Annotated in this window: 21 protein-coding genes; 3 read left to right on the forward strand and 18 right to left on the reverse strand. The window is 44.2% G+C overall.

The genetic code is table 11. The annotated features are described in order from the left end of the window. Positions 1 to 14: 14 nt before the first annotated feature. Positions 15 to 947 carry a phosphate/phosphite/phosphonate ABC transporter substrate-binding protein gene (locus tag ENLAB_RS07840; protein WP_016620312.1) on the reverse strand — a complete coding sequence of 311 codons (933 nt, stop codon included), beginning with the start codon at positions 945 to 947 and terminating at the stop codon, positions 15 to 17. 196 nt (positions 948 to 1,143) lie between these two features. Between ENLAB_RS07840 and ENLAB_RS07845 the strand changes: the two genes are divergently transcribed. Further along, positions 1,144 to 1,815: a cyclic nucleotide-binding domain-containing protein gene (locus ENLAB_RS07845; RefSeq protein ID WP_005233292.1), complete on the forward strand. Its 672-nt coding sequence runs from the start codon at positions 1,144 to 1,146 to the stop codon at positions 1,813 to 1,815. 187 nt (positions 1,816 to 2,002) lie between these two features. On the opposite strand, the gene ENLAB_RS07850 is transcribed toward ENLAB_RS07845, so the two are convergent. The 11 genes from ENLAB_RS07850 to ENLAB_RS07900 form a co-directional block, all read right to left on the reverse strand. After that, positions 2,003 to 3,874, reverse strand: coding sequence for a beta-glucoside-specific PTS transporter subunit IIABC (locus ENLAB_RS07850; protein ID WP_244353346.1), 1,872 nt, complete (start codon positions 3,872 to 3,874; stop codon positions 2,003 to 2,005). 137 nt (positions 3,875 to 4,011) lie between these two features. Then, positions 4,012 to 4,854, reverse strand: a complete 843-nt coding sequence (licT, locus tag ENLAB_RS07855) for a BglG family transcription antiterminator LicT (RefSeq protein ID WP_005233287.1) — start codon at positions 4,852 to 4,854, stop codon at positions 4,012 to 4,014. A 278-nt stretch (positions 4,855 to 5,132) separates the two neighbouring features. Beyond that, a complete protein-coding gene (rarD, locus tag ENLAB_RS07860) occupies positions 5,133 to 6,038 on the reverse strand; it encodes an EamA family transporter RarD (protein WP_005230654.1) in 906 nt (301 codons plus the stop codon). A gap of 323 nt (positions 6,039 to 6,361) precedes the next feature. After that, the gene (locus ENLAB_RS07865) at positions 6,362 to 8,977 is read right to left on the reverse strand and encodes a calcium-translocating P-type ATPase, PMCA-type (RefSeq protein ID WP_220426987.1); all 2,616 of its coding nucleotides are present in this window, start codon (positions 8,975 to 8,977) and stop codon (positions 6,362 to 6,364) included. 146 nt (positions 8,978 to 9,123) lie between these two features. Next, positions 9,124 to 9,471, reverse strand: a complete 348-nt coding sequence (locus tag ENLAB_RS07870; protein ID WP_220426986.1) for a 2-dehydro-3-deoxyphosphogluconate aldolase — start codon at positions 9,469 to 9,471, stop codon at positions 9,124 to 9,126. A 35-nt stretch (positions 9,472 to 9,506) separates the two neighbouring features. Then, positions 9,507 to 10,790, reverse strand: coding sequence for an SLC13 family permease (locus ENLAB_RS07875; protein ID WP_244353347.1), 1,284 nt, complete (start codon positions 10,788 to 10,790; stop codon positions 9,507 to 9,509). Between the two features lie 109 nt (positions 10,791 to 10,899). After that, entirely contained in the window at positions 10,900 to 11,808 is a 909-nt protein-coding gene (dapA, locus tag ENLAB_RS07880; protein WP_220426985.1) for a 4-hydroxy-tetrahydrodipicolinate synthase, read from the reverse strand. A 103-nt stretch (positions 11,809 to 11,911) separates the two neighbouring features. Continuing rightward, positions 11,912 to 13,093 (reverse strand): sialidase family protein, encoded by a 1,182-nt coding sequence (locus tag ENLAB_RS07885; protein WP_439711694.1) that lies wholly within the window; start codon positions 13,091 to 13,093, stop codon positions 11,912 to 11,914. A 43-nt stretch (positions 13,094 to 13,136) separates the two neighbouring features. Continuing rightward, positions 13,137 to 14,168 carry a 4-hydroxythreonine-4-phosphate dehydrogenase PdxA gene (gene pdxA / locus ENLAB_RS07890; protein WP_439711698.1) on the reverse strand — a complete coding sequence of 344 codons (1,032 nt, stop codon included), beginning with the start codon at positions 14,166 to 14,168 and terminating at the stop codon, positions 13,137 to 13,139. A gap of 25 nt (positions 14,169 to 14,193) precedes the next feature. Beyond that, positions 14,194 to 15,351, reverse strand: a complete 1,158-nt coding sequence (locus ENLAB_RS07895) for an iron-containing alcohol dehydrogenase (protein WP_244353348.1) — start codon at positions 15,349 to 15,351, stop codon at positions 14,194 to 14,196. Next, positions 15,345 to 16,595, reverse strand: a complete 1,251-nt coding sequence (locus ENLAB_RS07900; RefSeq protein WP_201690543.1) for a four-carbon acid sugar kinase family protein — start codon at positions 16,593 to 16,595, stop codon at positions 15,345 to 15,347. Before ENLAB_RS07900 ends, ENLAB_RS07895 begins: the two co-directional genes overlap by 7 nt. Before the next feature lie 173 nt (positions 16,596 to 16,768). Here ENLAB_RS07900 and ENLAB_RS07905 point away from each other — a divergent pair, with 173 nt between their 5' ends. Continuing rightward, the gene (locus ENLAB_RS07905; RefSeq protein WP_220426983.1) at positions 16,769 to 18,544 is read left to right on the forward strand and encodes a sigma-54-dependent transcriptional regulator; all 1,776 of its coding nucleotides are present in this window, start codon (positions 16,769 to 16,771) and stop codon (positions 18,542 to 18,544) included. Between the two features lie 166 nt (positions 18,545 to 18,710). On the opposite strand, the gene ENLAB_RS07910 is transcribed toward ENLAB_RS07905, so the two are convergent. The 4 genes from ENLAB_RS07910 to ENLAB_RS07925 all read right to left on the reverse strand — a co-directional run bounded on the left by ENLAB_RS07910 (position 18,711) and on the right by ENLAB_RS07925 (position 22,388). After that, positions 18,711 to 20,147: an MDR family MFS transporter gene (locus ENLAB_RS07910; protein ID WP_244353349.1), complete on the reverse strand. Its 1,437-nt coding sequence runs from the start codon at positions 20,145 to 20,147 to the stop codon at positions 18,711 to 18,713. Beyond that, the gene (locus tag ENLAB_RS07915; RefSeq protein ID WP_005230651.1) at positions 20,144 to 20,584 is read right to left on the reverse strand and encodes a MarR family winged helix-turn-helix transcriptional regulator; all 441 of its coding nucleotides are present in this window, start codon (positions 20,582 to 20,584) and stop codon (positions 20,144 to 20,146) included. The genes ENLAB_RS07910 and ENLAB_RS07915 overlap by 4 nt, the downstream gene beginning before the upstream one ends. Before the next feature lie 150 nt (positions 20,585 to 20,734). Continuing rightward, positions 20,735 to 21,721 (reverse strand): tRNA dihydrouridine synthase, encoded by a 987-nt coding sequence (locus ENLAB_RS07920; protein ID WP_015510528.1) that lies wholly within the window; start codon positions 21,719 to 21,721, stop codon positions 20,735 to 20,737. Positions 21,722 to 21,827: 106 nt separating this feature from the next. Next, a complete protein-coding gene (locus ENLAB_RS07925; RefSeq protein WP_200126671.1) occupies positions 21,828 to 22,388 on the reverse strand; it encodes an LOG family protein in 561 nt (186 codons plus the stop codon). 86 nt (positions 22,389 to 22,474) lie between these two features. Here ENLAB_RS07925 and ENLAB_RS07930 point away from each other — a divergent pair, with 86 nt between their 5' ends. Then, entirely contained in the window at positions 22,475 to 22,816 is a 342-nt protein-coding gene (locus ENLAB_RS07930; RefSeq protein WP_015510530.1) for a MazG nucleotide pyrophosphohydrolase domain-containing protein, read from the forward strand. A 149-nt stretch (positions 22,817 to 22,965) separates the two neighbouring features. Here the strand turns inward: ENLAB_RS07930 and ENLAB_RS07935 are convergent, their stop codons facing one another. Together ENLAB_RS07935 and ENLAB_RS07940 are read right to left on the reverse strand one after the other, a co-directional pair. Then, positions 22,966 to 23,979 (reverse strand): ABC transporter substrate-binding protein, encoded by a 1,014-nt coding sequence (locus ENLAB_RS07935; RefSeq protein WP_086332738.1) that lies wholly within the window; start codon positions 23,977 to 23,979, stop codon positions 22,966 to 22,968. Continuing rightward, on the reverse strand, positions 23,972 to 24,754 hold the full coding sequence (locus ENLAB_RS07940) for an ABC transporter ATP-binding protein (protein WP_010748955.1): 783 nt from the start codon (positions 24,752 to 24,754) through the stop codon (positions 23,972 to 23,974). The genes ENLAB_RS07935 and ENLAB_RS07940 overlap by 8 nt, the downstream gene beginning before the upstream one ends. Positions 24,755 to 24,756 lie beyond the last annotated feature (2 nt).

A 24,756-nucleotide genomic window follows, 5' to 3' on the forward strand; every position in this document is an offset into this window, starting at 1 on the left:
CAATCCCTGATTTTTTACTCTGCTGCTCGTTGTGTATAATCGCGAATGGTATCGTAAGCAGAATCAGCTGCTTCTTCATACCCTTGGTGTCCCCACAAGCTCATTGCTTCGGCACCCTCTTCATCGTCTGCCATATTCAAGAACACTTCTTTGATCTGCTCTTTAAGTTCAGCGTCCATCGTTGGTTGAACGGCAATGGCGTCATTCGGGATGTCCCCTTCGGTTAAGTAAAGAACTTTTAGATCTTCGAATAAATCGTTATCTGGGAAGCTTGAAGCAAAGACATTCCGTGCCCCTTGAAACACAAAGGCGGCATCCATCTGACCATTCAAGACTGCAGTGATCTCACTTGGAATATCGTTCACCGTCGTTAATGTAGCATCCGTCGTTGGATCAACTCCTGCATCTTTCAACTCGGCAACTGGGTAAATATAGCCGCTGGCAGAGTTCGGACTCAATGTAGCGATTTTTTTCCCTTTTAAGTCCGTCAATTCTGTCATATCGCTATCCGCACGTACCAAGATCTCCCCTTTGAAGGTATTGGTTTTTTCCCCTTCTAATGGCAAGCCCGTCTCTGGATCATAAGCACCTAATTGAGAAGTCAAAATCGCTTCGGCTGCATCCATGTCTTTGGCCTGAACATAAGCGGCTGGCGGCATGATCCCTAAATCAACTTGTCCAGAAGCCATGGCTTCAACGATCGTCGAATAATCCGTTGCTAACGTTACTTCTACTTCACGGTCCAATTTTTTTGATAAATACTCAGCAAACGGTTTTGCTTTGGCTTGCATCGAGCCGTCATTATTGGTCGGTACGAATTGTACCACCAGCTTTTCTTTTTCGGCTGCGGCACTGCTGTCGCTGCTGCTGCTCCCATTCCCACAGCCGGTCAATGCTGCAACTAACGCAATTCCTAACATTCCTTTAACAATTCGTTTCAATGGCATTTTTTCTCCTCCTAATGGTTTGAAGCTTTCTTACATTCAAATCATACCAAGTATCCCTTCAAAATGAAGTGACACATGTCCTATTTTACCTTATTTTTACATACAATTTACATTAGATTTTATTTATCGTTCGTGTTGAGTCAAAAGGGGAACTAAGCTATACTTAAAGAAAACCATTCAGGAGTGGCTGATTTCCATGAAAAAAATCGATGATACCGCACGCCTCAGTAATTACATTGACACATACGATCTGCAATCTTATATGGACAATGATTTGTTAGCGATGGCCACTTTGCATTCCTTTGAAAAAGAAGAGCACCTGATTCGAACGGGTACGCCTTCTGAATACTTGTATTTTCTCGTAGAAGGAACCGTGATGGTCTATTCTTTCTCTTCGGATACCCAAACGATTTGTATTGATTACGCCAAGCCGGCTGCACCTTTAGGGGAAGCTTCCTCTTTATGGGAACTCTTGCCAAAAAGCAGTGTCAAAGCCGCTTCTGCTTGCGTCTGCGTCTGCATCCCTTTGAATCGCTACCGCAGCACCTTGCAACAAGACGTCCGCTTTTTGCAAACCATCTGTCAGTTGCTCAGTTCCCGCTTGAATTCGGGGATCAACTTAGCGAATTCATTGACGGAACCTGTAGAGACACGGTTGGCCAAATTTATTCTTGCCCATCAAGAAAATCAACACTTTTCCTTTCAGTTGACCACCTGTGCCGCAATCTTGAATGTCAGCTATCGCCACCTGCTACGAACCTTTACCAGCTTTCGGGAAGACAAGCTGATTGAAAAACAAAAACAGGGCTATGCAATTCTCGATTTCCCCGCTTTAGAGTCGCTTGCCGAAAATTTAAGCCATGTGTAGGGAGCAGTCCCCAAGAATGTTCGGGTTTTCCCTGAGTAGGCATTCCTGATGTTGGTCTTGCTCTTAACTCGCGCTGTGACAAGCGTTTGCTACCATGTCAGGCAAGCGAGAAGGGCAACTGCGCCTTATTTTCTTACAAAAAACCCGATCCTTGCTGATATTCAGTCGAGGATCGGGTTTCTTTTGCTTATTTCACGATGGCTAAGAAGTCTTCTCCTTGCAAGACATCGGTTTGATTCATATCCATCACATCTAAATATTGCGGGGTGTTCGTCACAACGATCGGTGTGATCGTGGATAAGCCAGCTGCTTTGATCGTATCTAGATCAAACTTCACTAACAAATCGCCGCGTTTGACTTGATCGTCTTGTTTAACAAAGACCTCAAAGCCTTTGCCTTCTAGTTCCACGGTATCCATACCAATATGCATCAAGACTTCGGCTCCATCCGTGGTGGTCAAACCAACGGCATGGCCAGTAGGAAAGAGCGTCGTGATGGTGCCATCTGCTGGCGCATATAAAGCCCCGACAGTTGGTTCGATAGCGATACCTTTTCCTAATGCACCAGAAGAAAAGACTTGGTCTTTGACTTCTGCTAAGGGAACCACTTTGCCTTCTAACGGACTGCTGAGGATCACTCGTTCTTTAGACGAACTCTCTGTGGGTGCTGCTGGCTCTTTTGCTGGTGCTGCACTGGCATCGGTTGCTGGCTGATCTTCAAAACGTAAGAAGAAGGTCAAGACAAACGCTGCGCCAAAAGCGATAGCCGTGCCGATGGAAGCTGCGATCAGACCACTTAGATCTCTCGTATCTTGTGGGATAAAGGACGGCAGACTTAGTAAGCTAACTAACCCAAAGGTATAGTTTTCGACTTGGCTGAAGCCGATGAAGGCACCCCCGAGGGCACCACTGATACACGCGGCGATAAATGGTTTTTTCAAAGGCAAGGTTACCCCATACACCGTCGGTTCTGTGATCCCAAAAATTGAGGTGATCGTTGAAGAAAGGGCCAACCCTTTCAATTTCACATTTTTTGTCATAAAGAATACTGCTAGCGCTGCACCACCTTGAGAAAGGACAGCTGGCAACAGCATCGGCACCATCGTATCGACACCGGTTTGACTGAGATTCAACATCATGATCGGTACAAAGCCCCAGTGCATGCCAAACATCACAAAGACTTGCCATAAACCTCCCATGACAGCCCCAGCGATCAGTGGGCTAAAGTGGTAAATGCTGTCGTAAGCACTACCTAACAAGTTTCCTAAAATCGTTCCTAGTGGACCGACGACAATAAAGGTCAATGGCGCCATGATCAAGAAGACCGCTAAAGGCACACAGATGATCTGTAAGAAGCTAGGAATGACTTTTTTAAAGAAACGCTCCACATAGCTTTGTAAAAAGACCGCTAAAATAATCGGAATGACGGAAGACGTATAAGCACTCGCACCAATAATGACCGGTAAGCCTAGGAAACTCAACGTTTGTCCAGCCAAAGCGGTAATATTTGGATGAACCAATGCCATCGCTAAGGAAACCGCTAGAAATTCATTGGTACGAAACTTCTTCGCTGCAGTAAAAGCCAACATCACTGGTAAATAGGTAAATAACCCATCGGCAATCGCATACAATACAGTGTAAACCCCAGAATCAGCTGCCAGCCAATTCAAGGTGACTGCTAGCGTCAAGAATCCTTTTAAGACCCCGGCACCTGCCATTGCGCCTAAAAACGGCGTGAAGATCGACGAAATAATATCCACCAGTTGATTCAACAGGTTGCCTTTGTCGCCTTTGCTGTCTGCTTCACCATCGAAGTTCGCTACTCCATTTAATTCACGGTAAACGTCGCTGACATGACTGCCGATCACCACTTGGTATTGTCCGCCGCTTTGAACGACTTGGATCACGTCGTCGTCTTGATTCAAGCGTGCCGTATCCGCTTTGTTCTCATCTTTTAATTTGAAACGCAAGCGGGTCGCACAATGCACCACGCTGTTGACATTTTCTTTGCCGCCCACCGCATCGAGGACGCGAACGGCAATTTCTTTATTTGAACTCATTTTTTCAACACTCCTTTTTTAATAAAAAAACCCAGATTGAAAAAACGACCGTCCAACGAGTCTTTTCCTCGCTGACTGTTGTCTTTTCAATCTGGGTATTGCCTGCCTGACAGTAACAATCCGTTAATGATTGAATGTTAATTGGTTTGATCATTGACGACACGTTCGATATGGATCGTTAAGTAGATCATTTCTGATTCACCGATCGATTTGTCGTAGGTTTTGATCAAGTACTCGTTGATCCGTTGGACCGTTTGAAACGCTTTAGGGTACTTCGATTGCACAAGGGCAAATAAAAACTCATCTTTTTCCCCTGAAAGTTCATCGCTTAAATAACGCTGCGCAAAATACTGCAAATGCGTGGTGATCCGTTGATAATTCAAGGAATCTGGGTTAAAGACTCGTCCATAAAAGCGACTGATGATCGCCAGTACGTCACGAACGATCTCTACCGCTTGCATCGTGGTTTCCATCGTACCATTGGCTTGTTCGCTATTGACGATATGAAAGGCGATAAAGCCAATTTCCGATTCCGGCAATGAAATCCCGAAGACTTTTTCAAAATAAGCAACGGCATCTGCTGCAACCGCATACTCTTTCGGATAAAATTTGCGGGTCTCAAACAACAATGGATTCGGCAGCTCAATGCCTTCACGTGCCCGAACCAGCGCATAATGGATATGATCGGTCAGTGTCAAATAAATATTTGGCGACAGTTCGATCCCCAAGGATGCTTCCGCATCATCCACCACTTGCTTGACGGCTTCGACTTCTTCCACAGGAATGTCTGAAAACAATTGCTGAAACTGATTTGCGGTAAACGTATCCTTTAACACAAATTCTTTTTCGACAAAGGCTTCATCCACTGGATCGCCGACCTTCTTCTTAAATGCAATGCCACGACCCATATAGATCACTTCCTGACCGGCATCATTGGTCGAGATGACGACATTATTATTTAATATTTTCCCAATAACCATCGTTTTCCCTCACTCCAAAATAAAAAAACCTAGAATCTCCCCATTAGCGCGCTACGGTCAATTCTGGTTTTGCCTGCCGAACAGTAACAATCCTTGTAACTGAAAGAATAATAACACACCCCTGTGGCAGATGCAACCCTTTTCAATCAGAATTTCTGCAACGTGCTTTTCCTTTGTTATACCATTGAACAATTCTCCTTGCAACATCCTTCACTATCTAAATTGAGTTGTTTTTTAATCAAAAAAGGAACGGCCCAGTTGCAGCCATTCCTAATCTATCAGAGTTGCTTTCTTTGCTGTCCCATGCGCCGCTCTTTCATCGCCGTGCCTAACGTACCATAGGTGAAGACCGCGATCCCCAGCCAAATAAACGCAAAGGCGGAAAATTGGGCCAGTGAATAGGTTTCGTGAAACAAAAAGATGGCCAACAAAAGCATGATCGTCGGATTGACGTATTGAATAAACCCAAGCGTAATGTAAGAAACATTTTTCGCGGCTTCCGCAAACAGCAACAGCGGAATAGCCGTCACGATCCCGGCACCCATCAATAAGAGATTGGTTTGCAAGGGATAATTCATAAAGCCGACGGTTGAAAACCCTAAAATATACACGAGCGCAAAGGGGAAAATCACCATCGTCTCGATCGTTAACCCAGTAACCGAACTAATAGGGATTCTTTTTTTGATCAAGCCATACGTACTAAAGGAAAAGGCCATGATCAGTGAGGCATAGGGAATCGTTCCTGTTTGGATCGATAATAAGATTACCCCGATACTTGCCAGCAGACACGCCAGCATGCCAGTACGACTAAGACGTTCCTTCAAAAAAACGGTTGCTAACAAGACATTGACTAGCGGATTGATGTAATAGCCTAAGCTGGCTTGCATCACGTGGCCCGCACTCACCGCGAAGATAAAAGTGAACCAGTTGATGGAGATCAGCACAGACGCTAAAACGATCAGTCCAGCAAATGCTTTGTTCTTCCACAGCAGACGCGCTTCTTGTAAAAATTGCGTTTTCTTCCCAGAAAGCACGATAAACAACACCATAAAAACAAAGGACCACACGATTCGGTAGCACATCGTGGCTAACGGGGAAACCCCAACGATTATTTTCCAATATAGTGTGACCAAGCCCCACAAGACATAGGCAGACAACCCAAAGTAAACGCCTTTATTCTTCATTTTCTCCCTGATTTTTTTCCATGAAAGCAAGTCTTTCCTGAAAAAAAATACTCCTCCTAAACCATAAGTTATCTTATTATATCGAATTTTTTGGTTTTTCATAGAGTTTCATGAAATAAATCAAGAACATCTGCCATTGGGCGGTTCCAACGCGTATAGCTCTTTCTCCATGCACAGAATTTTTTTAGCATATTGCTGTCCATATAAACTGAGCTTCATTCGCAAGCAGACGGCCAGTTGGGTTTTTCTTAGGAACGAAACAATGTCCCCTCTCTGATTAACTCCTTAGAGAAGGGACCCAACTTTTTATCTTCTAGGGAAATTTACTTAGCAACAGCTGTCTGCACTTCCTTAAAACGAAAAACTTTAGAAATCTCACTAACGATCAGCGGAATCAGTGACAACAAGATGACAATCGTCCATTCAACGCCTGTCAGGCTTTGCACCTTGAAAATATCTTGCAGGAATGGAATAAACAATACAGCTAATTGCAAGACCAAGCTGACCAGAAATGCTTTATTCATTGCACTATTTGAGAAAATTCCAATTCGGAAGATAGAGCGTGTTTCACTGCGAACAGCAAAAGCTCGCGTCAGTTCACCAAAAACTAAAGTGGCAAAAGCCATTGTATTTGCCGTACCATCTGCGATGGTTGGATCAGACAAGACATATTCTCCCAGCCAGTAAGCAGCTAATGTGATTGCCCCTACCAACACACCGTAAAAAATCATATTTGCGGCAAAACCGTCTGCAAAAATACTTTTTCGGGAATCTCGTGGTTTTTGTTGCATGACACCTGGCTCAACGGGCTCCATCCCTAAGGCTAATGCAGGGAGTGAGTCTGTGACAAGATTCAACCAAAGCAGTTGGATCGCAACTAGCGGCATTTGATGGAAATTGAGTGCGGTAGCAACAAAGATCGTGATGATTTCCCCAATATTACAACTCAGCAGATATTGGATAGACTTTTTAATGTTGGCATAAATCCCTCGCCCTTGTTCTACTGCATGAACGATCGTGGCAAAATTGTCATCCGTCAAGATCATATCGGCTGCACCTTTAGCTACATCGGTTCCTGTGATTCCCATCGCACAGCCGATATCCGCAGCTTTTAGTGCTGGGGCATCATTCACCCCGTCGCCTGTCATCGCAACGACCATTCCTTTTGCTTGCCAAGCCTTGACAATCCGCATCTTATGTTCAGGCGAAACCCGTGCATAAACAGAATAGTTGCCTACTTCTTCCTCCAAAATCTCTTGCGGGACCAGATCCAGCTCTGTACCCGTCATCGCTCGATCGCCTGGTCGATAAATAGCTAATTCTTTGGCGATCGCAACCGCCGTCAACTTGTGATCCCCTGTGATCATGACTGGTCGGATTCCCGCCTCATAACACTGTGCGACTGCTTCTTTGACTTCTTGACGCGGAGGATCAATCATTCCTGCTAAACCAACAAAAGTCAGCTCACTTTCGATGTCCTCTGTCTTTAAATCTTGTGGAATTTCAGCGATATCTTTGTAAGCAGCCCCTAGAACTCGTAAAGCTTTTGATGCCATCTCAGCATTCTTCGCAGATATTTGTTCCGCGTCTGTCTCTGAAAGTAGACATCGATTCAGCAAAACATCAGGGGCACCTTTCACCATTACCCGAAAGCCCTGTTCTGTTTGATGGATGGTGCTCATCAATTTACGCTCTGAATCGAAAGGGATTTCTGCCCTTCGCGGAAATTTTGCTTCCAGTTCATTTTTGTCCAGCTTTTCTTCATAGGCTTTCGTTACAAAAGCTGTTTCGGTAGGATCCCCGGATACTTGAAATTCACTAGAACCGCTGCTGACTAGTTTAGAGTCATTGCACAGTGCCCCGATCGTCAACAACCTGTCGACTGTATGGTCATCATAAAGGAAAGTTTCTACGATCGTCATTTTGTTTTGGGTCAATGTCCCGGTCTTATCGCTGCAGATCACTGAAGCTGCACCAAGGGTCTCAACTGCCGGCAGTTTTTTAACGATTGCGTGTCGCTTGACTAGCCGCTGCACACCTAGCGCCAAAACAATCGTTACAATTGCAGCCAATCCTTCCGGAATCGCAGCTACCCCCAGCGAGACTGCCATCATAAAAATATCCAAAATCGGGCGACCGTACAAGATCCCGACAATAAACATTAAAATGCAGATTCCTAAACAGATCATCGATAGCAGTTTTGAGATTTCAGCCATTTTACGCTGTAACGGAGTGATGTTCTCGTCTTCGGAGATCAGTAAGTTCGCGATTCTTCCGACCTCTGTTTTCATCCCCGTATTCGTTACTACGCACACAGCACGGCCATTTGTAATAACCGTTGAGGAAATCAGCATGTTTTTGCGATCAGCTAGAACCGTCTCTTGCGGCAGTCCTTCCAGCGCTTTTTTATTAACAGGAACAGATTCCCCCGTCATTGCTGACTCATCTGCCTTTAAGTTCGCTGCTGAAAGGATTCTGACATCTGCCGGTACCAAGTCTCCGGCTTCCAACTCAATAATATCTCCCGGCACTAGTGATGCGGTATCTACTTGTTCTCGTTTTCCGTCCCGAATCACTTTTGCTAATGGTGCTGACATCTTTTGCAAAGCCTCTAAAGATTTATTGGCATTATTTTCTTGCGAAATCGAAATGATGGCATTGATCACAACAATCAGCAATATGATCACTGACTCGATCCAATCTTCAAATCCGCTAGCAGCATAGGACAAAAATGCTGCAATCAACAAAACGATGATCATCGGATCTTTTAATTGATCGATCACTTTTTTTAATAGACTATCGCCCTTTTTGGCTTCTAATTCATTTCTGCCGAAAGACTGCAGCCGCTGTTGCGCTTCTTGAGTGGATAATCCAGTTTTTTCATTGGTATCCAATGCACGCAAAACTTCTTCTTTCCTTTGAGTAAACCATAAGTCCATTGTCTTCAACTCCTCTTTGATTACCGCTGTTTCCTTTCTTTATCGGCCGCCCTACTTTGAATTTATTAAAAAACGTCATAGCAGAATGTAGATTCAGCCTGCTATGACTTTCACTTGACCATAAAAGAAAATCGAAAAAGAACGTCTTATTTTCTTAAAATGTGAATAGCAAATCCACCAAACTCATCTGCTAAATAAATATTTTTCAGTTTGTTTTCTTCATCGTAGGCTGCTGTATCCATATTAAACGCCAGGCCTTTTGCTTCAAGTTCCGCAACAGCACTCTCCAAATCAGCTGTACGCATGGCGATATGACCGTTTGTTCCTAAAAAAGGTGCCTTCATACACTCAAAATAATCGCCAGCAAACTCTGATTTTTGTCCATGACGGGGGATTAGATTAAAAATCATGCTTAGTTGTTTCGCAAGCTCTTGTGCTTGTGTTTCATTTGCAGTATTGATACCGATGTGTTCTAATTCAAAATTGTTTTCCATTTTCTACACCTCATTCAAAGTAGTTTTTTGCCCTCTTACATTGGGAACATTAAGATCGATCCGACAGTCAAGAAAACCAGTCGAATAAAGTATTGCGGAACGGTAAACTTCCAAAATTGAACCGCCGTGTACTTTCCAGTACCTAATATCATCGCGGGCATACCATCAATCGGTAAGAAATGGCCACACCAGCCAGAGATGACGATAGCACAAGCAGCAGCAGTCGGATCCAATCCTAAACTTGTACAAGTAGCAATTGCCAACGGCGTAAAGACGTAAACCGTACCGATTGTCGAACCCGTCAACGTCGCTAATAGACTGGTCAGAACACAAAAGGCAAAAATCATCACGAAAGGGTTCACGTTTGTACCCAGCATATCTGCTACAGTCGTTCCGACTAAATTCGTTAAACCAGTACTTCCCAGAGCATCAGCAACACCGATGACCCCCGCAGACATTAAGATGATTGGCGCACTGATCGCATCTCGAATTTCTTTGAAATCCAAAACACCGATCAGTAAAATCACTGCAACGGATAGACCGGCCATCGCATACCCTGCATCCCCAATTTGACTTTGCAACAGCATACCAACAACAGCAAACACAAATACACCATAGGTAGTCAATTCTTTCCATCGTGGCAGTTGCGAAGCAGGTACCTGCCCATCATTTGACACCACTGCTTGCGAGTCTTCTGATGTCGGATGGTCAGGAAGAAACTTATATTGGATGATACAGTTGAGTAAGAAGCCGATCGACAAAAATAAATTGACAATTGCAAATTTAAAGACAGAAACTTCCGCCATGATCCCTGCAGCATTTAACACAGCAATGACGATGCCATACTGCAACGCTGTATTAAAAGGAATCAAGGGGTGATTAGTAGCAAAACCGGCAGTCATAATGACTTTTGACGGCGGCAATTTTTTTGAATAGGGCAACGTGGACAACAACCCCAATGTCAGTACATAATACGCAGTTGATCCCGTCCCAAACAAACTGCCACCTAACATCACGACAAGAATGATCAAAAGATAGGATTTGAAGCCGCCTTTGTTGGCCATGGAAAACATCGCTTTTTTAAAGACGACGATGAAACTAGTCTTCTCCAATGCGGCGATGATGGCCATAAACTCCGCCAACATGATGATCGTTGAATTTGAGAAACCCGCAAAGGCACCTTTGATATCTGTAATACCGAAAATAACTAATAATAAACAAGCAAATAAGGGCGCCGCCCCGAAGGGAATTTTTTCAGTCATGATCAAAATAATCATGACTACGGTAATAGCTAGTGCAGTCATCATTTGAATAGTCATAACATCCTCCTAATTTTTAATTTTGCTGCAAGCTGTCGGATAAGCGGCTGATTCGTCCGCCTATCCATCATGCTTACATTTGCAGCTAAGAGCTGCCGTTTTACGCCTGTTAACACAGACCTTTTTCTTTGTCTTCTGCTAATACTTTTTTCAATGCAGCGATCCCTTCGTCCGGGATCTGATTGAATGGTGCTCGGCATTTTCCAACGTTGCTACCAAGTAAAGCAGTGGCTGTTTTGACAATCGTATTCGGGTTACCATATTTGAAGCAGTTTCTGAAGTTTTGAATGCGTTCATTTGCAGTTTTCGCCTCTTCAATCTTCCCTTCTACAAAAAGATCGTAGATAGAAGCCATTGTCTTCGGATACACATTCGCGCATCCAGCGATGCCACCGGTTCCGCCTGCTAATAACGTCCAAATAATCAGCTGATCATTCCCCGACAACGTATAAAACGTTCCGTTTATTTTTGCTTTACCAGCTTCGATATAGCCTAGAATATTAGCAAAATTCCCACTAGAATCTTTGGCACCAATGATGTTGTCAATTTGTGCCAAACGGGCAACAGTGGCTGGAGCAATGGCATTTCCCGTCCGAGCTGGAATGTTATACAGGACGATTGGCAAATCTACAGCTTCAGCAACCGTCTTGTAATGGGTATAGATTTCTTCTTGGCTTGCTGCTGCAAAACTTGGTGTAATGATCGATAAAACATCTGCTCCAACAGCTTGCGCCATCTTGCTCTGTTCAATCGTTTCTTTCGTAGAAATCGCGCCGGAACCAGCGTAGATTGGTACCCGACCGGCAGCTTGGTCTACAACGACTTCTAATACCTGCTTTTTCTCCTCTGCAGATAAGATGTAACCTTCGCCGTTTGTTCCAAACGGGAAGATGCCATGAATTCCGTTGTCGATCATTCGATCTACTTGATGACGCAACTCCTCAAAGTTGATACTCTCATCTTCGTACATAGGTGTTAGGATAGGGCTGATAATTCCTTTTAATTCAATTGATTTCATTGTGATTACTCCTTTTCTTCCTTCAGAATACGTTTTCATTTGAATAGATTGGCTGATAGATGCTTTGCTTGATGATTGGCAACAGCCTAAGACACCTCTATCGTCAACTACTTGCCTCCTCAACCCCTTCACCGGAGGTCGGATTATACACCCCCATCATTTCCCGCTTTTCTCCGAATAGATCTTTAAGAGTAAACCGAATATATTTTACGCAAAGTCGATTTCGATAGGCATAGACTAGATGTAAAAGCCCTTCTTTGTCTTGATAGATCGTTGGGTATTCATATTGTGAATTATTGGTTTTGTTTTCCGTCCCAATATATCCCTCTGCGGCTTCAAAAATCCGGCCAATCGGCCATGTTTTGCCAACGTCTTCACTTACAGAGACAGCCACTGGATTGCGCAGTCCCGGCCAAGCAACTTTACCAAAAGTCGCATTTGGCGCAGAATTAAGATTGTACGCCAATGCAATCTCCCCGCTAGCCAGTTTGATCGCACTAACACTTGCATTATTATTCGGTAGTCCTGTGGCCGCAGGCACGCACCAACTATCACCAAAATCAAAGGACTCACTAATATACACAAAATCGGCAAATCGACTCCGCATAAACGCTGCCAAATGTCCCGGTTCTACCTCTACGACGTTGGCATGGACGCGTCCGCTGCTATCCGGCATTCGTACAGCCCGCCATGTTTTTCCTTGGTCGTCCGATACTTGAAATTCTGTTGGATCATTCGTCAAACCTTCGGCAGAATCTTCACACAGCCAAGTGCTGTATATCCAGCGGCCATTACTCAAAATTTGGATCCCTTGTCGACCAAAGGTGCCTTCTTTCTCAAATAAAACCTCGGGCTCTCCCCAAGTTTGCCCTTCATCATCTGACTTTTGGACCATGATGATCGAAGTAAACTGCATATTGTCTTTACCTTCTTGTCGGCTGAGTTGAGAGGTATAAATCAGCCAGATCTTTCCATCTGGTGCGCGGAAAAAAGAAGGATTTTGTTCGCTTCGGTCGATACCTTTCGAAACAGTGATTGGATCAGACCATTTTTGAGTCGTGGGCTCTAATTTAGAGACCACGATCGAGATATCCCCACTTCCTTCAAAGCTGCCAGCAAACCACGCACACAGCATCCCGTTATCTACGGTTTCGATCAAAGCCGGCGCATGAGCCGTATTGTTGCCGCCGGTAGGAATCAGCCCAAAATCAATATTTAGAAATGCATCTCGGTACATGATCCCATTCGGCTCAGATTGACGAACTTGTTCTAGTTGAATCACCATAATTCTCCCCTTTGTTTTTGTTTATTTTGAATTGTTTGTCCTATTATTTAGTATGCTCAGCCAGGCGAATCGCATAGTCGATGGCATTTTCTAAGCTGGATTCGCTGGCAGTCCACTTGCCAGCTTGGTCGAAGGCAGTCCCATGATCTACCGACGTTCGGATAATCGGAAGATTCAAGGTGATATTGACCCCTTCTACTGCTTGCCAAGTTTGTGCCTCTTGATCATAAACGAACCCTAATAATTTCAATGGAATATGTCCTTGATCGTGATACATCGCTACAACAATGTCATACATCCCCCCATTGGCTTTTGAAAAAAGTGTATCCGCTGGCAGTGAACCGGAAACATTGATACCTTCTGCTTTAGCTGCTTCAACAGCAGGATTGATTTCCTCGATTTCTTCCCGACCAAACAAGCCATTTTCTCCGCAATGAGGGTTTAACCCAGCAACAGCGACCCTCGGGTTTTCAATACCCAAATCTTTGCAAGCTTTGTCTGCGATACGGATCACATCCAATACACGCTGTTTCGTTGCACGATCGCAAGCTTCCCGCAAAGAAACATGTGTTGATACGTGAACGACTCGCAGATTCCCATCTGCCAGCATCATCGTGTACTTGTCTGTATCTGTCAGGTCTGCATAGATTTCTGTGTGTCCAGCATAATGGTGTCCGGCTGCATTCATCGCTTCTTTATTCAGAGGATTAGTCACTGTGGCATCAATCTCTCCGGCTAATGCTAGCTCAATGACTTTCTTGACGTATTGAAAGGCGGCATCACCGCCAGTCTTTGATACCTCGCCAATAAGAAAACTGGCCATATCTACCTTTTTCAAATCAATCAAATCAATTGTGCCGAAGATATACCTTCCTTCTTTGGGCTGCTCGATGGAATTTACTTTTAGTGCTAGTTCCGGATACTTTGCTAAATAATAGTCAACAACACTCCGATCCCCCACTAACAATGGTCGGCAATGATCGTAAAGGGCCGGTTTTGCAAAAGCTTTAAGAGAAATCTCAGGTCCGATTCCAGCAGGATCCCCCATAGTAATGCCGATAATTTTCTTCATAATACTCATCCTCCTTTCCAACACTGACTTATAAGATTTGCTGATAGATCGCTCGAGCATCTTCAGGTGTCACTTCCCGTTTGTTATTGACAAGCAGACGGGTAACTTCCATACCAGCTGCCACTAAACCTTCCAAGTCTTCTTCTGGCACACGGAAGGTTTTTAGGCTTGTTGGGATCTCTAAGATTCGAACGATGTTTTCTAATCTGTTAATCATGAACGCTGATTTTTCATCGATAGAGAGGGTTTGATCCCCATCATGAATCACGCGATCGTAGGCATCAGCCAACAATTCTTTGATAGCAGGTTCATTAAATCTCATCACTGGTGTTAACAGGATCGCATTGGACACTCCATGGGCAATATGATACTTTCCGCCCAACGGATAAGACAGCGCATGGACAGCTGTCGTACCAGACGCCGTGATCGCAACACCGGCGTAAAAGGAGCCTAACAGCATACTGCGCTTAGCTTCAAGCGCTTCTGGATTTGTACAGGCTTCAATGATATGATTCATAATCAAGTCTAGAGCCTCTAGGGCAAAGGTGTCGCTGATTGGATTGGCTTTTGCTGAGGTAAAACATTCGATCGCATGACATAACGCATCCACACCGGTAGCTGCGGCAATTGGTTTGGGTAAATCCTTGATCATTCGCCCATCTAGCAGAACAAAATCAGCAATCATTTCCGGATTGACAATCCCGATCTTTAAGTCTTTTTCTGGTACACCGACAATGGCGTTCGGTGTTGCTTCTGCACCCGTTCCGGCCGTCGAAGGAATCATCAAACTTCTCACGTGTTTTTTAGCCGCTAGCGGATCATCCAACAAATCTTTGATGGTATACTCATCTGTTGCTGAAATCGAAGCAAGTTTTGCTACATCCATGACCGAACCACCGCCGACAGCAACAATAAAGTCCGCTTGCTCATTTTTGAAAGCATCAACCATCGCTTGGGCTTCGTGATAATTAGGTTCTGCTGGAATATCTGAAAGAATTGTATACTCAATTCCAGCTTCTTCGATTAGTTGAATCGGCAAATCGATTAATCCCAAAGCGAGAAGGCTTTTATCAGTAAACAGAACGATTTTACGGATCCCGCTATTGATAATCGGTTTCAGCTGTTCGATTGCATGTTCACCTGCAAAAATCGTTTTAGGCATTTTTAAACTGTAATCTGTTAACATTTCAATTCCTCCTTGATTGTTTCGTACTGCTTGATTTCTTCAAATAATGTTTCTGAGCCAAACCCACCGGATTTTGTAATCACCTGCATTTCTTTGTTATTCCACTCCACTACAGACAAAACCACGCCAGGTTTGAGTTCTACCAAAGGTTTGATACCGGTCACACCTAAAACCCTCATCGTTTGATATAAGGTGTCTCCACCTGTAAATAGAAATGTGTTTTTGTGTTGCTGAGACCAAAGTGTTTTTGTCAATTTCCCCAGTGCCTCTCCTATGCGAAAGCGGCACTCTTTTGCAGTCAGTCCCAGCTCTTTGCTAAGCGTAAGAAGCTCAGCAGTCGTTTGATCACTGCAGGTATCAAAAACGACCAGGGATTCCTTTTTCAACAGCTCATGATAGGCGCTCACCTCTTGCCGTCCCACTTCTTTCTCCCAATAGGTATCATCCAACAATTGCTTTGCCGACAAAGAAATGCGTGGGGAGCGCTTTTGCGCATAAGCAATCTGCTTCTTCGTTATAGGGTTCACACTGCCGCAGATGACCACGATCGGTTTTTCAAGCTGCAACTGGACTTTACTCCCTTCTGGAAACAGTTCATGTGCTAAAGTCTTTGCAAACCCAGCACATCCGACTGTCAGTCCCAGAAGTTTTTTTTCTTTCAGCTGTCTGCCATGTTTTGCCAGCATCTCGTCTGTCTGGGCATCAAAGACTGCTACACCAATGTTTGGCAATTGATCATTTTGTACCAGTACTGCTTCGATGTCAGCTTCCGTCTTTAATCGTTGTATCACACTACTTTCTATTACTGGTTCATATGGGTCATCTGCAAAAACACTTTCTGTAACCAAGACATCATCAATATATAAATGACCATCGATCAACACTCGATTCATTTCGGGGTACGCAGGCAAAAACGGGATGACCGCTTGCTTATGCGTATCTATCATTGCTTTTATCTCAGCACTGATATTTCCTCTCAACGCCGAATCTACTTTTTTATAGATATAGGGAATTCCGGCAGCTTGTGCCTCTTCTAGAATGGCTTTGGTTTTTTCGTAAGCCGTGTCAAAGTTTAAGTGCCTGCTCTCTGTGTTAAGAACCAGCACCTCCATCTCATGCGGAATCTCCTCATAATGAACAACTGCTTCCGTCGAGACCAAAGTTTGAATACCCTGTCTAGAAAATTGAACCCCAGTATCAAGCGCTCCTGTAAAGTCGTCTGCAATAACTAACAACTTTAACATCTACTCACCACCTCGGACTTCTTGGTTTGATTATAGCGACAAAAAATAAGCGGTTACATTCTAAAAAAAAGAAAAATCGTTTAATTTCGAAACAGTTTAAATGAAAACGGATACTTAATCGTTTTTCTGTGTTATTATCGTTTACAAATGAAACACTATTGAAGGTGAAGAAAATGAAGAGGAAAATTTTAGGAATCGCACCTTATGAAGAATTAAATTATTCAATGACTATTATTGGTGAGCAATACCCTGAAGTTGAGACGACTATTTATACGGCCGATTTGGTGGAAGGGCAAAAATTGGCAACGCAACTTTGCAATGATGGATATGATGCGATCATTTCTCGCGGTGGGACTGCCAAACTAATCCGAAGAGTGGTTTCTTTGCCAGTAATTGATGTCTCGCTATCGATTTACGATGTTCATAGTGCCATTCGCTTGGCCGAAAATTACACAGACAACTTCGTCATTGTCGGCTACCCTAGTATTACTGAAAAAGCGCACTTACTTTGCGATCTCTTAGGTTTGAACATTGAAATCTATACCATCGACGAGGATATCAATGCTCACGAGATGCTCGATTCATTGGCAGAAAAAAAATATGAATTGATTTTATGCGATGCAATTACGAATCGTACTGCTCTTTTAAAATCGTTAAACACCCTTTTGATCACGTCAGGATTGGAGAGCATCAAACGTGCCTATGAAGACGCCCTGACGATCATCGATCACGTCAATCAAGTCAAACATAAAAAAGAGATTCTGGAAAAAGGGTTGCTTTGCCTGAAACAAGATATTCTGTTTTGCGACGATGATTATAAGGTTGAATTTTCCACCCTTGACCCGATTTTTGCGTCAGAAATCATCAAAATTTTACAGACGAAATCCGAAAAAAAAGAGCTACAGCACTATTCTCAAGTAAAGAACTGTTTCGTTACAGTTACAGTCAAAACATATATTATTGATCACCAGAAGTATTACTGTTGTTTTATAAACGAGAAAAATACACCACCGATTTCCAATAAACACGGTATCACCTATCAAAAAAAAGCTGAGGTTGCAGCCGTTTTTTCAAAGCAGCTGCTGTTTTCACAATTCATTCCTCAAGAAATCAAGCTGGAACTCAAGAAAAAAGAAGCCAGCTATTCTTCCTACCTAGTATTCGGAGAAAGCGGCACAGCGAAGAAAAATATCGCCTATCAGATTTACTTGTCCCAGACGCAAGACACTAACTATCTGATTACCATCAACTGTGCTTTGATTACAGACAAGTTATGGAAGTTTCTAGTCAATGCAGCCAATGGCCCTTTTGTTGATGTCCACAATACCATTTTCTTCGATCATGCTGAGCAGCTTAAGCCCGCTTCAATTGAACGGCTTGTCTCTTTGATCAAAACGACGAATGTCTTGAAAAACAACCGGCTGCTCTTTACCTATGACAACAATAAAACAAGTGATTCAACAACCTTTACTCGCTTGGCAAGCCAGTTAGGCAGTGCCAAAATCTATGCTCCTACGATTCGTGAGCGAAAAAATGAATTGAGTATTATCACGACACTACTTTTAAATAAGATGAATATTGAATGCAGCAAAGATATCATGGGCTTCGATCCTAGAGCGTTAGAAGCCTTTATGGCCTATGACTGGCCGGGAAATTTTGATCAGCTGCAATACTGTGTCAAAGAACTGGTATTAAATGCGAATTCCCATTATATTTCTGAACACCAGGTTGCAGAATTACTAAATAAAGAACGTTTGATACAAAATTTCACTAATATACAAGACAATTTTACGACTAAAAGCAGCCTCCAACCTCCGACATTGTTTGACTATACAAAAACAATCATTCTAAATGTATTAGAGCAAAACGAGGGCAATCAAACCAAAACCGCTATTCAACTAGGAATCAGCCGAACGACATTATGGCGCTACCTAAAAGAAGACGGTTAAAAAAATCTGCCGGGCCGCAAAGAACGCTTCTTGCGGATCCGGCAGATTTTCTTCTCTCAACCTATATTTTCATCTTCATTGGAGAGGGTGTGTTTTCCTTCGTTTTTCTTGATTCCAAAACTTCGCAAACCTTCTTACGCTTTATGAACTGTACTAAATGATGAGCTTATTCCAGCGGTTCTTCCGCACCTTCCAGCCACACGGCTTCTGGTTTCTGATCACGAATCAAAAATAGCCCCGTTGCAAACAGCAGACCAGAAGCGATCGTCATCAATAAGAAAGAAACATTCATCCCGTGAAGCAGTGCACTCGTCCCCGTTAAGGTCGTGCTGTTTTGCGCCACACTATTCATGATCCCGACAAATAATGCTGTTCCGATGGCGCCTGCCACCGTCCGCAAAGAAGTCAATAACGCTGTTCCATGCGCCGTCAGCTGCGGCGGAATATTTTTATTTCCCCACGTCACAAAGGGCATCAACAAACAGCCGGTGGCGGCACAGCGCAGCATGTTCAAAACCACTGCTACCCAAATCCCCGTGTGCATATGGATGAAATACATGCCGATGTTGCTCAAGACCAGTGAGCCGCCGCCGAAAATCGTCAACAGACGGATGCCGACTTTGTCATAGATTCGTCCAGCCACCGGACTTAAAAAAGCCGAGACCAAGGAACCTGGCAAAACGACTAACCCTGAGATCGTCGCTGATTTGCCTAAAATCGACTGCACGTAAAGCGGCATCAGCATCGCCGAACCCATCAAGACCAAGTAAAGCATGATACTGCCAAAGACACTGATGGCATATTCTTTTGTTTTCAAGACCCGCAGCTCCAAAAATGGGGTTTCCGCTCTTAACTGACGGAAGACAAAGAAGATCCCTGCTACCAAACCGATCCCTAAGGTTCCTAAAACTGGCAAGCTGAAAAAGCCATAGCTGCCGATATTGCCAAAGCCTAAAGTGATCCCACCAAAGGCGAAGGCACTCAAAACAAAAGAGGTCTGATCAAATTTGCTGTTGCTTACTGGTAACACATCATCAAAAACCTTTATGGCCCAAATCAACGAGATCAAAACGATCACGGCAACGATATAAAAAATCGCATGCCAGTTCAAGCGGTCCACGATCAGCCCAGCGATCGTCGGTGCGATCACGGGTGCCGCGGTGATTGAGAGTCCATACCAGCCCATCACCACACCGATGCGATTGATCGGATAGATCGATAAGAGGATCACTTGCGCCATTGCGGTCAAGATTCCATTGCCTACGGCCTGCAAAATACGAGCAAGCATCATGACTAGAAAATTGGGCGCTGCAGCACAAAGCAGCAAGCCCACCAACGCAATTCCTAATGCAGCGAGATAGAGCTTTTTGGTTGGCACACGATTCATAAGATATGCCGTCAAGGGCATAACGATCGCCATCGCCAAGGAATAACCGCTTGTCAGCCATTGTCCCGTAGTGACGGAAATCTGCAGGTCAGTGACGATGGCGGGTAAAGCCGTCGTCAAGGCGGTCGCCAACATGGATACGGCAATACATGTAATCATTAAATTAATAAAAATCAGCGTCCGCTGACGTTCGTTTCGTTGGACTGTTTCACTCAATCAACGTCCGCCTCCTTCTCAAGATAAAACTGTTCGATTTTTGCTAAGGCTTGACCAAAGGCTTGTTTTTCTTCTGCCGTCAAATAGGTCAGCATTTCTTGGTGCGCCTTGCTACGTTTTTCTTTCATTCGCTGTGCCTCTTCCTTGCCTGCTTCTGTCAGCGAAATCAAATGGCTGCGTTTATCTTTCGGATCGACTTCTTTTTGGATCAGCCCTTTTTCAGCCAGTTTCTTTAGTAGTTCGCCAGTGGATGTCGAACGAATCGCTAAATACGCGGCGAGATCTTTTTGAGTCAACGTGCCTTTTTCGTCCAATACCAGTAGGCAATTGAACTGTCCCCGACCTGGCATAAAGCGCCCATATTTTTGTTCCGCATACCGCCGATTTAATTTATACACTTCAAACAATCGTTCCACGATTTCTTGTTCGGAAACCATCGACCTTCAGCTCCTTTCGCCTCTTCACTATTTAGATAGGTACCTAGTTAAAAGTCCGCACTCCATTTTACATAGGTACCTATCTATTGTCAAGGAAGGATTGACAATGAGAGCGGGTACAGCAACCAAAAACAAAAAAAGCATTGAAACTTACGCTTCAATACTTTCCTCGTGGTTCTTTTTCTCCGCAAACTCTGCCAGAAGTTGTCGAACTTCATCGGTTGATTTGGTATTCATCAATTTTGCTCGCAAGTCACTGGCTCCAGGGAAGCCTTTGACATAGATTTTAAAGAAACGATGCAATCCTGCGATCGAGCGTGGCACCATTTTGGCGTAATGGTCCTGCAAGTCTAATTGCAACTGCAGCAAGCCTAATAGCTCTTCTGAGGTATGCTCTTTCGGTTCTTTTTCAAAGGCATAGGGATTCTTGAAAATGCCCCGACCGATCATGATTCCGTCCACGCCATATTTTTCTGCTAGCTCTAAACCTTTGGTACGATCAGGGATATCGCCGTTGATCGTCAGCTTCGTTTGTGGGGCGATTCGGTCCCGCAAGGCAACCACTTCAGGAATCAATTCCCAATGGGCATCGACCTTGCTCATTTCTTTGCGGGTTCGCAAATGGATCGAAAGGTTGGCGATATCTTGTTGCAGGACATGGGTCAGCCAGGCTTCCATTTCCCCTAGTTCGGTATAGCCCAAACGCGTCTTGACACTGACCGGCAGACCGCCAGCTTTGGCTGCTTGGATCAGCTCAGCCGCAACGTCCGGTCGCAAGATCAAGCCGCTGCCTTTGCCTCGTCCGGCAACGTTTGGCACTGGACAGCCCATATTTAAGTCAATCCCTTTAAAGCCCATCTCGGCTAATCCGATACTCATTTCACGGAAATACTCTGGCTTGTCTCCCCAAATGTGGGCTACCATTGGTTGCTCATCTTCGGTGAAGACTAAACGTCCCCGCACACTGTCGCGTCCTTCTGGATGACAGTAACTATCGGAGTTGGTAAATTCCGTAAAGAAAACATCTGGTGCGCCGGCAGCTTGAACGACATGCCGAAAAACGACATCGGTGACATCTTCCATTGGTGCTAGAATAAAAAAAGGCTTCGGCAATTCAGCCCAAAAATTTGTTGTCATGATTTACGCTCCATTTCTTTGTCCAAGGATCTTCTTTTATGACCCCACTTGCAAAACAAACCCCATTATACTAAGAATGCGTCAAAGAAGCAAAAGAGCAAGACGCTTAATACTGCCGAATAACTGGCGGTTCGTAGGCTTGAATAAAGGCTTCAAGTTCATTCGTTGTTTGCGCAAAGCCGATTTTTTCGCGATCGGCCTGCGTCAAGAACTCATTTTCCACCATGTTGTCATATAAGGCTCTCGTTGCGTGGTAAAAGTTGTTCACATCATAAAAAGCACAAGGATTCGGGTTTTGACCGATTCTTGACCACGAGATCATCTCCGTGATTTCTTCCAGCGTACCCGGACCACCTGGCAGTGCGACAAAGGCCTGCGACAATTCGAACATTTTTCGTTTTCTTTCTGACATCGTCTCGACGACATGGAGTTCGGTCAATCCAGGATGTGCTAGTTCCCGATCCTTTAAAAAGGTTGGGATCACCCCGATCACCTGACCGCCATTTTCTAAGACAGCATCTGCCAGCACGCCCATCAAGCCGGCTTTTCCGCCGCCATAAACTAGCGTATTTTTTCTTGAAGCGATCCACTGCCCCAATTCTTGGGCGGCTGTTGCAAAACTAGGTTCATTACCGACACTGGCACCACAATAGACTGCAATTTTCATAAAACTCTTCATCATCCTTCTCAATCATTTTGAAATAGTATATCATGATTCTGATAAAGGTTCTGGGAAAGGATGAGAAAAAATTTATGAACATTGAGGAATATCAACGATTTATCAGTGACTTCTACAAAGCCCGCAACTGGTATCAATATGATCCGTTTATTCGGGCGAATTTTTTAGCAGAGGAAGTCGGGGAAGTGAGCCGTGCCATTCGGACATTGGAGATCGGTCGTGACCGTCCCGACGAACAAGAAGGCTTGCCAGAAGAAAAACTGGCAAACCTGACGGAAGAATTGGGCGATGTACTGGATAACTTATTTATTCTCGCCGATAAATACGATATTTCTCTCGAGACGATCATGCAAAAACACAAAGAAAAGCTGTTGTCTCGCTATCAAATGGACCACGTGACAGAAAAAAACAGCTAACGGGCTACTTGTTGCGGAACGGGCAGCGGCAAAGGGTGCTTTTCTTAAATACAAAAAACCAACGTTTCTGTGGTCGATTGGCCAGTGAAACGTTGGTTTTCTTCTATTATATAAAAAGTTGGTTCTCCTTTTTATGGGAATAGGGGTGTTTATTGTGCCATTTGCTCTACCAGTTCTTCCAAACCAGTCAAGGCTTGGTAGCCGTAGCCAAAGAGATAATTGTAGTCCATGCTGTAGACTTGTTTGTTTTTGATGGCTTTCATGCTAGAGAGTTTGTCGTTTTTGTATAAGCCTTCAATGATTTCTTGACCGGAAACACTGCCTTCGATCGTTGACCAGTCGCCGACGATCAAGACATCGGGATCCGTTTCGATCAAAGTTTCGACACTGACTTCCCCTGAATAGTCTTGAAACACATTGTTCAGTTTGATCATATCAAAGTTGCTATTGAAAAAAGACTCATCTTGAGCGGCATAGACACTGACCACACTTGGATCGGACATAAAGAGATGGGCAAAGGTTTGCTCTTCTTTGTCTGCTACTTTTTCTTCCAAGGCACTCTGACGATCCTTTAATTCTTTTTCAAAAGCAGCGGCTGCCTCAGGGACATTGAAGAGCTTACCAAGGTTTTCAATGTCTTGATAAACAGAATCAAACGTCGCCCCAGTGACAGAGGTTTCTTGGACATAAGTCGGAATGCCCATCTCGTTCAAGGAATCAACGGTGCCGACGCCCCAATCTTGGTTATCGAAAAGTCCCCCGCGGCCAAAAATCAAATCTGGATCCACACTTAAGGCTGTTTCTTTACTGATATAGTCGCTGCCCAGGTCGTTGAGTTCTGCGTAATCAGCAGCAACTTCCTCATCAGCGGCACCAAAGGTTGCACCGACACCCGCAATCTGATCCTTGAGGCCGAGATGCAGCAGCAATTCCGCTGCTGGTCGTGTGTTGGCAACGACTTTTTTCGGTGCCTCATTAAAGGTTTGGTCCTTGGCAGTCCATTGCGTGCCGCCCTCTGCTTTGGTGTAGTTGCTGATGGTTAAAGGATACGTACTTTCTGCCTGTGAGGAAGAAGCCGAAGTTCCTTCATCCTTCGCATTGCCGCAAGCGCTTAATGTAAAGACTGCCAATCCTACCCCAATCATTTTTCCCCATTTATTCATCTGTTTGCTCCTTTTCAAAATAATAATGAAACCCTAATCCGCCTGTGATCGGATGATGGTAAATACTGCATTTCACGCCATAGATCTCTTCGATCAGTTCTTCTGTCAGCAACGTTTCTGGTTCGCCATACCCTACGACCCGCCCATCTTTTAAGGCATAGATAATGTCGCAATAATTGGCTGCTTGTTCCAAATTGTGCAGCGCCGCCAACAAGCCAATCTTCAGATGCTTGACGGTCTCTAAGATTTCCAGTTGATATCGGATATCCAAATGATTGGTCGGCTCATCGAGAATCATAAATTTCGGTTCTTGGGTGATGGCACGAGCAAGGACGACCCGCTGTTTTTCGCCTCCTGATAATGAGAGGTAACTGCGTTTTCTATAGGCACTTAGCCCTGTTTTGGCTAAGGCTTCAGTGACCAGCTCATGGTCGGCTTTGGTGTCTTGTTCCAATAGACCCTTGTGGGGCGTGCGGCCTAAAAGTACCATCTGTTCTACTGTTAAATCAAAGCTCAACTCATTGAACTGACTGACGACGCTGACTTGCTGGGCGACTTTTTTTTCGGAACTTTTCAAAATATTCATCTCACCCAAATAAATGTCGCCGCTGTCAGGTTTCAACGTTTTGTAGATAGCTTTTAACAATGTAGATTTGCCGCTGCCGTTGGACCCAATCAAGCCGACAAATTGCCCTTGTGCGGTTTGGACGGAGATGTCTTTTAGTATCTGCTGATCCCCGATCGTCAGATTGAGCTTTTCAACTGCTAGTTTCATTC

It is taken from the genome of Enterococcus innesii, from assembly GCF_022846515.1.
GTDB lineage: Bacteria > Bacillota > Bacilli > Lactobacillales > Enterococcaceae > Enterococcus_D > Enterococcus_D innesii.

What these genes read in the sequence shown, in the direction of transcription:
- ENLAB_RS07930 (WP_015510530.1), top strand. Translation starts at nt 22,475, where the DNA reads ATGAACATTGAGGAATATCAACGATTTATCAGTGACTTCTACAAAGCC.
- licT (WP_005233287.1), bottom strand. Translation starts at nt 4,854, where the DNA reads ATGGTTATTGGGAAAATATTAAATAATAATGTCGTCATCTCGACCAAT.
- ENLAB_RS07850 (WP_244353346.1), bottom strand. Translation starts at nt 3,874, where the DNA reads ATGAGTTCAAATAAAGAAATTGCCGTTCGCGTCCTCGATGCGGTGGGC.
- ENLAB_RS07920 (WP_015510528.1), bottom strand. Translation starts at nt 21,721, where the DNA reads ATGACAACAAATTTTTGGGCTGAATTGCCGAAGCCTTTTTTTATTCTA.
- ENLAB_RS07940 (WP_010748955.1), bottom strand. Translation starts at nt 24,754, where the DNA reads ATGAAACTAGCAGTTGAAAAGCTCAATCTGACGATCGGGGATCAGCAG.
- dapA (WP_220426985.1), bottom strand. Translation starts at nt 11,808, where the DNA reads ATGAAATCAATTGAATTAAAAGGAATTATCAGCCCTATCCTAACACCT.
- ENLAB_RS07845 (WP_005233292.1), top strand. Translation starts at nt 1,144, where the DNA reads ATGAAAAAAATCGATGATACCGCACGCCTCAGTAATTACATTGACACA.
- ENLAB_RS07895 (WP_244353348.1), bottom strand. Translation starts at nt 15,351, where the DNA reads ATGTTAACAGATTACAGTTTAAAAATGCCTAAAACGATTTTTGCAGGT.
- ENLAB_RS07840 (WP_016620312.1), bottom strand. Translation starts at nt 947, where the DNA reads ATGCCATTGAAACGAATTGTTAAAGGAATGTTAGGAATTGCGTTAGTT.
- rarD (WP_005230654.1), bottom strand. Translation starts at nt 6,038, where the DNA reads ATGAAGAATAAAGGCGTTTACTTTGGGTTGTCTGCCTATGTCTTGTGG.
- ENLAB_RS07915 (WP_005230651.1), bottom strand. Translation starts at nt 20,584, where the DNA reads ATGGTTTCCGAACAAGAAATCGTGGAACGATTGTTTGAAGTGTATAAA.
- ENLAB_RS07870 (WP_220426986.1), bottom strand. Translation starts at nt 9,471, where the DNA reads ATGGAAAACAATTTTGAATTAGAACACATCGGTATCAATACTGCAAAT.
- ENLAB_RS07925 (WP_200126671.1), bottom strand. Translation starts at nt 22,388, where the DNA reads ATGAAAATTGCAGTCTATTGTGGTGCCAGTGTCGGTAATGAACCTAGT.
- ENLAB_RS07885 (WP_439711694.1), bottom strand. Translation starts at nt 13,093, where the DNA reads ATGGTGATTCAACTAGAACAAGTTCGTCAATCTGAGCCGAATGGGATC.
- ENLAB_RS07935 (WP_086332738.1), bottom strand. Translation starts at nt 23,979, where the DNA reads ATGAATAAATGGGGAAAAATGATTGGGGTAGGATTGGCAGTCTTTACA.
- ENLAB_RS07900 (WP_201690543.1), bottom strand. Translation starts at nt 16,595, where the DNA reads ATGTTAAAGTTGTTAGTTATTGCAGACGACTTTACAGGAGCGCTTGAT.
- ENLAB_RS07865 (WP_220426987.1), bottom strand. Translation starts at nt 8,977, where the DNA reads ATGGACTTATGGTTTACTCAAAGGAAAGAAGAAGTTTTGCGTGCATTG.
- ENLAB_RS07905 (WP_220426983.1), top strand. Translation starts at nt 16,769, where the DNA reads ATGAAGAGGAAAATTTTAGGAATCGCACCTTATGAAGAATTAAATTAT.
- ENLAB_RS07875 (WP_244353347.1), bottom strand. Translation starts at nt 10,790, where the DNA reads ATGACTATTCAAATGATGACTGCACTAGCTATTACCGTAGTCATGATT.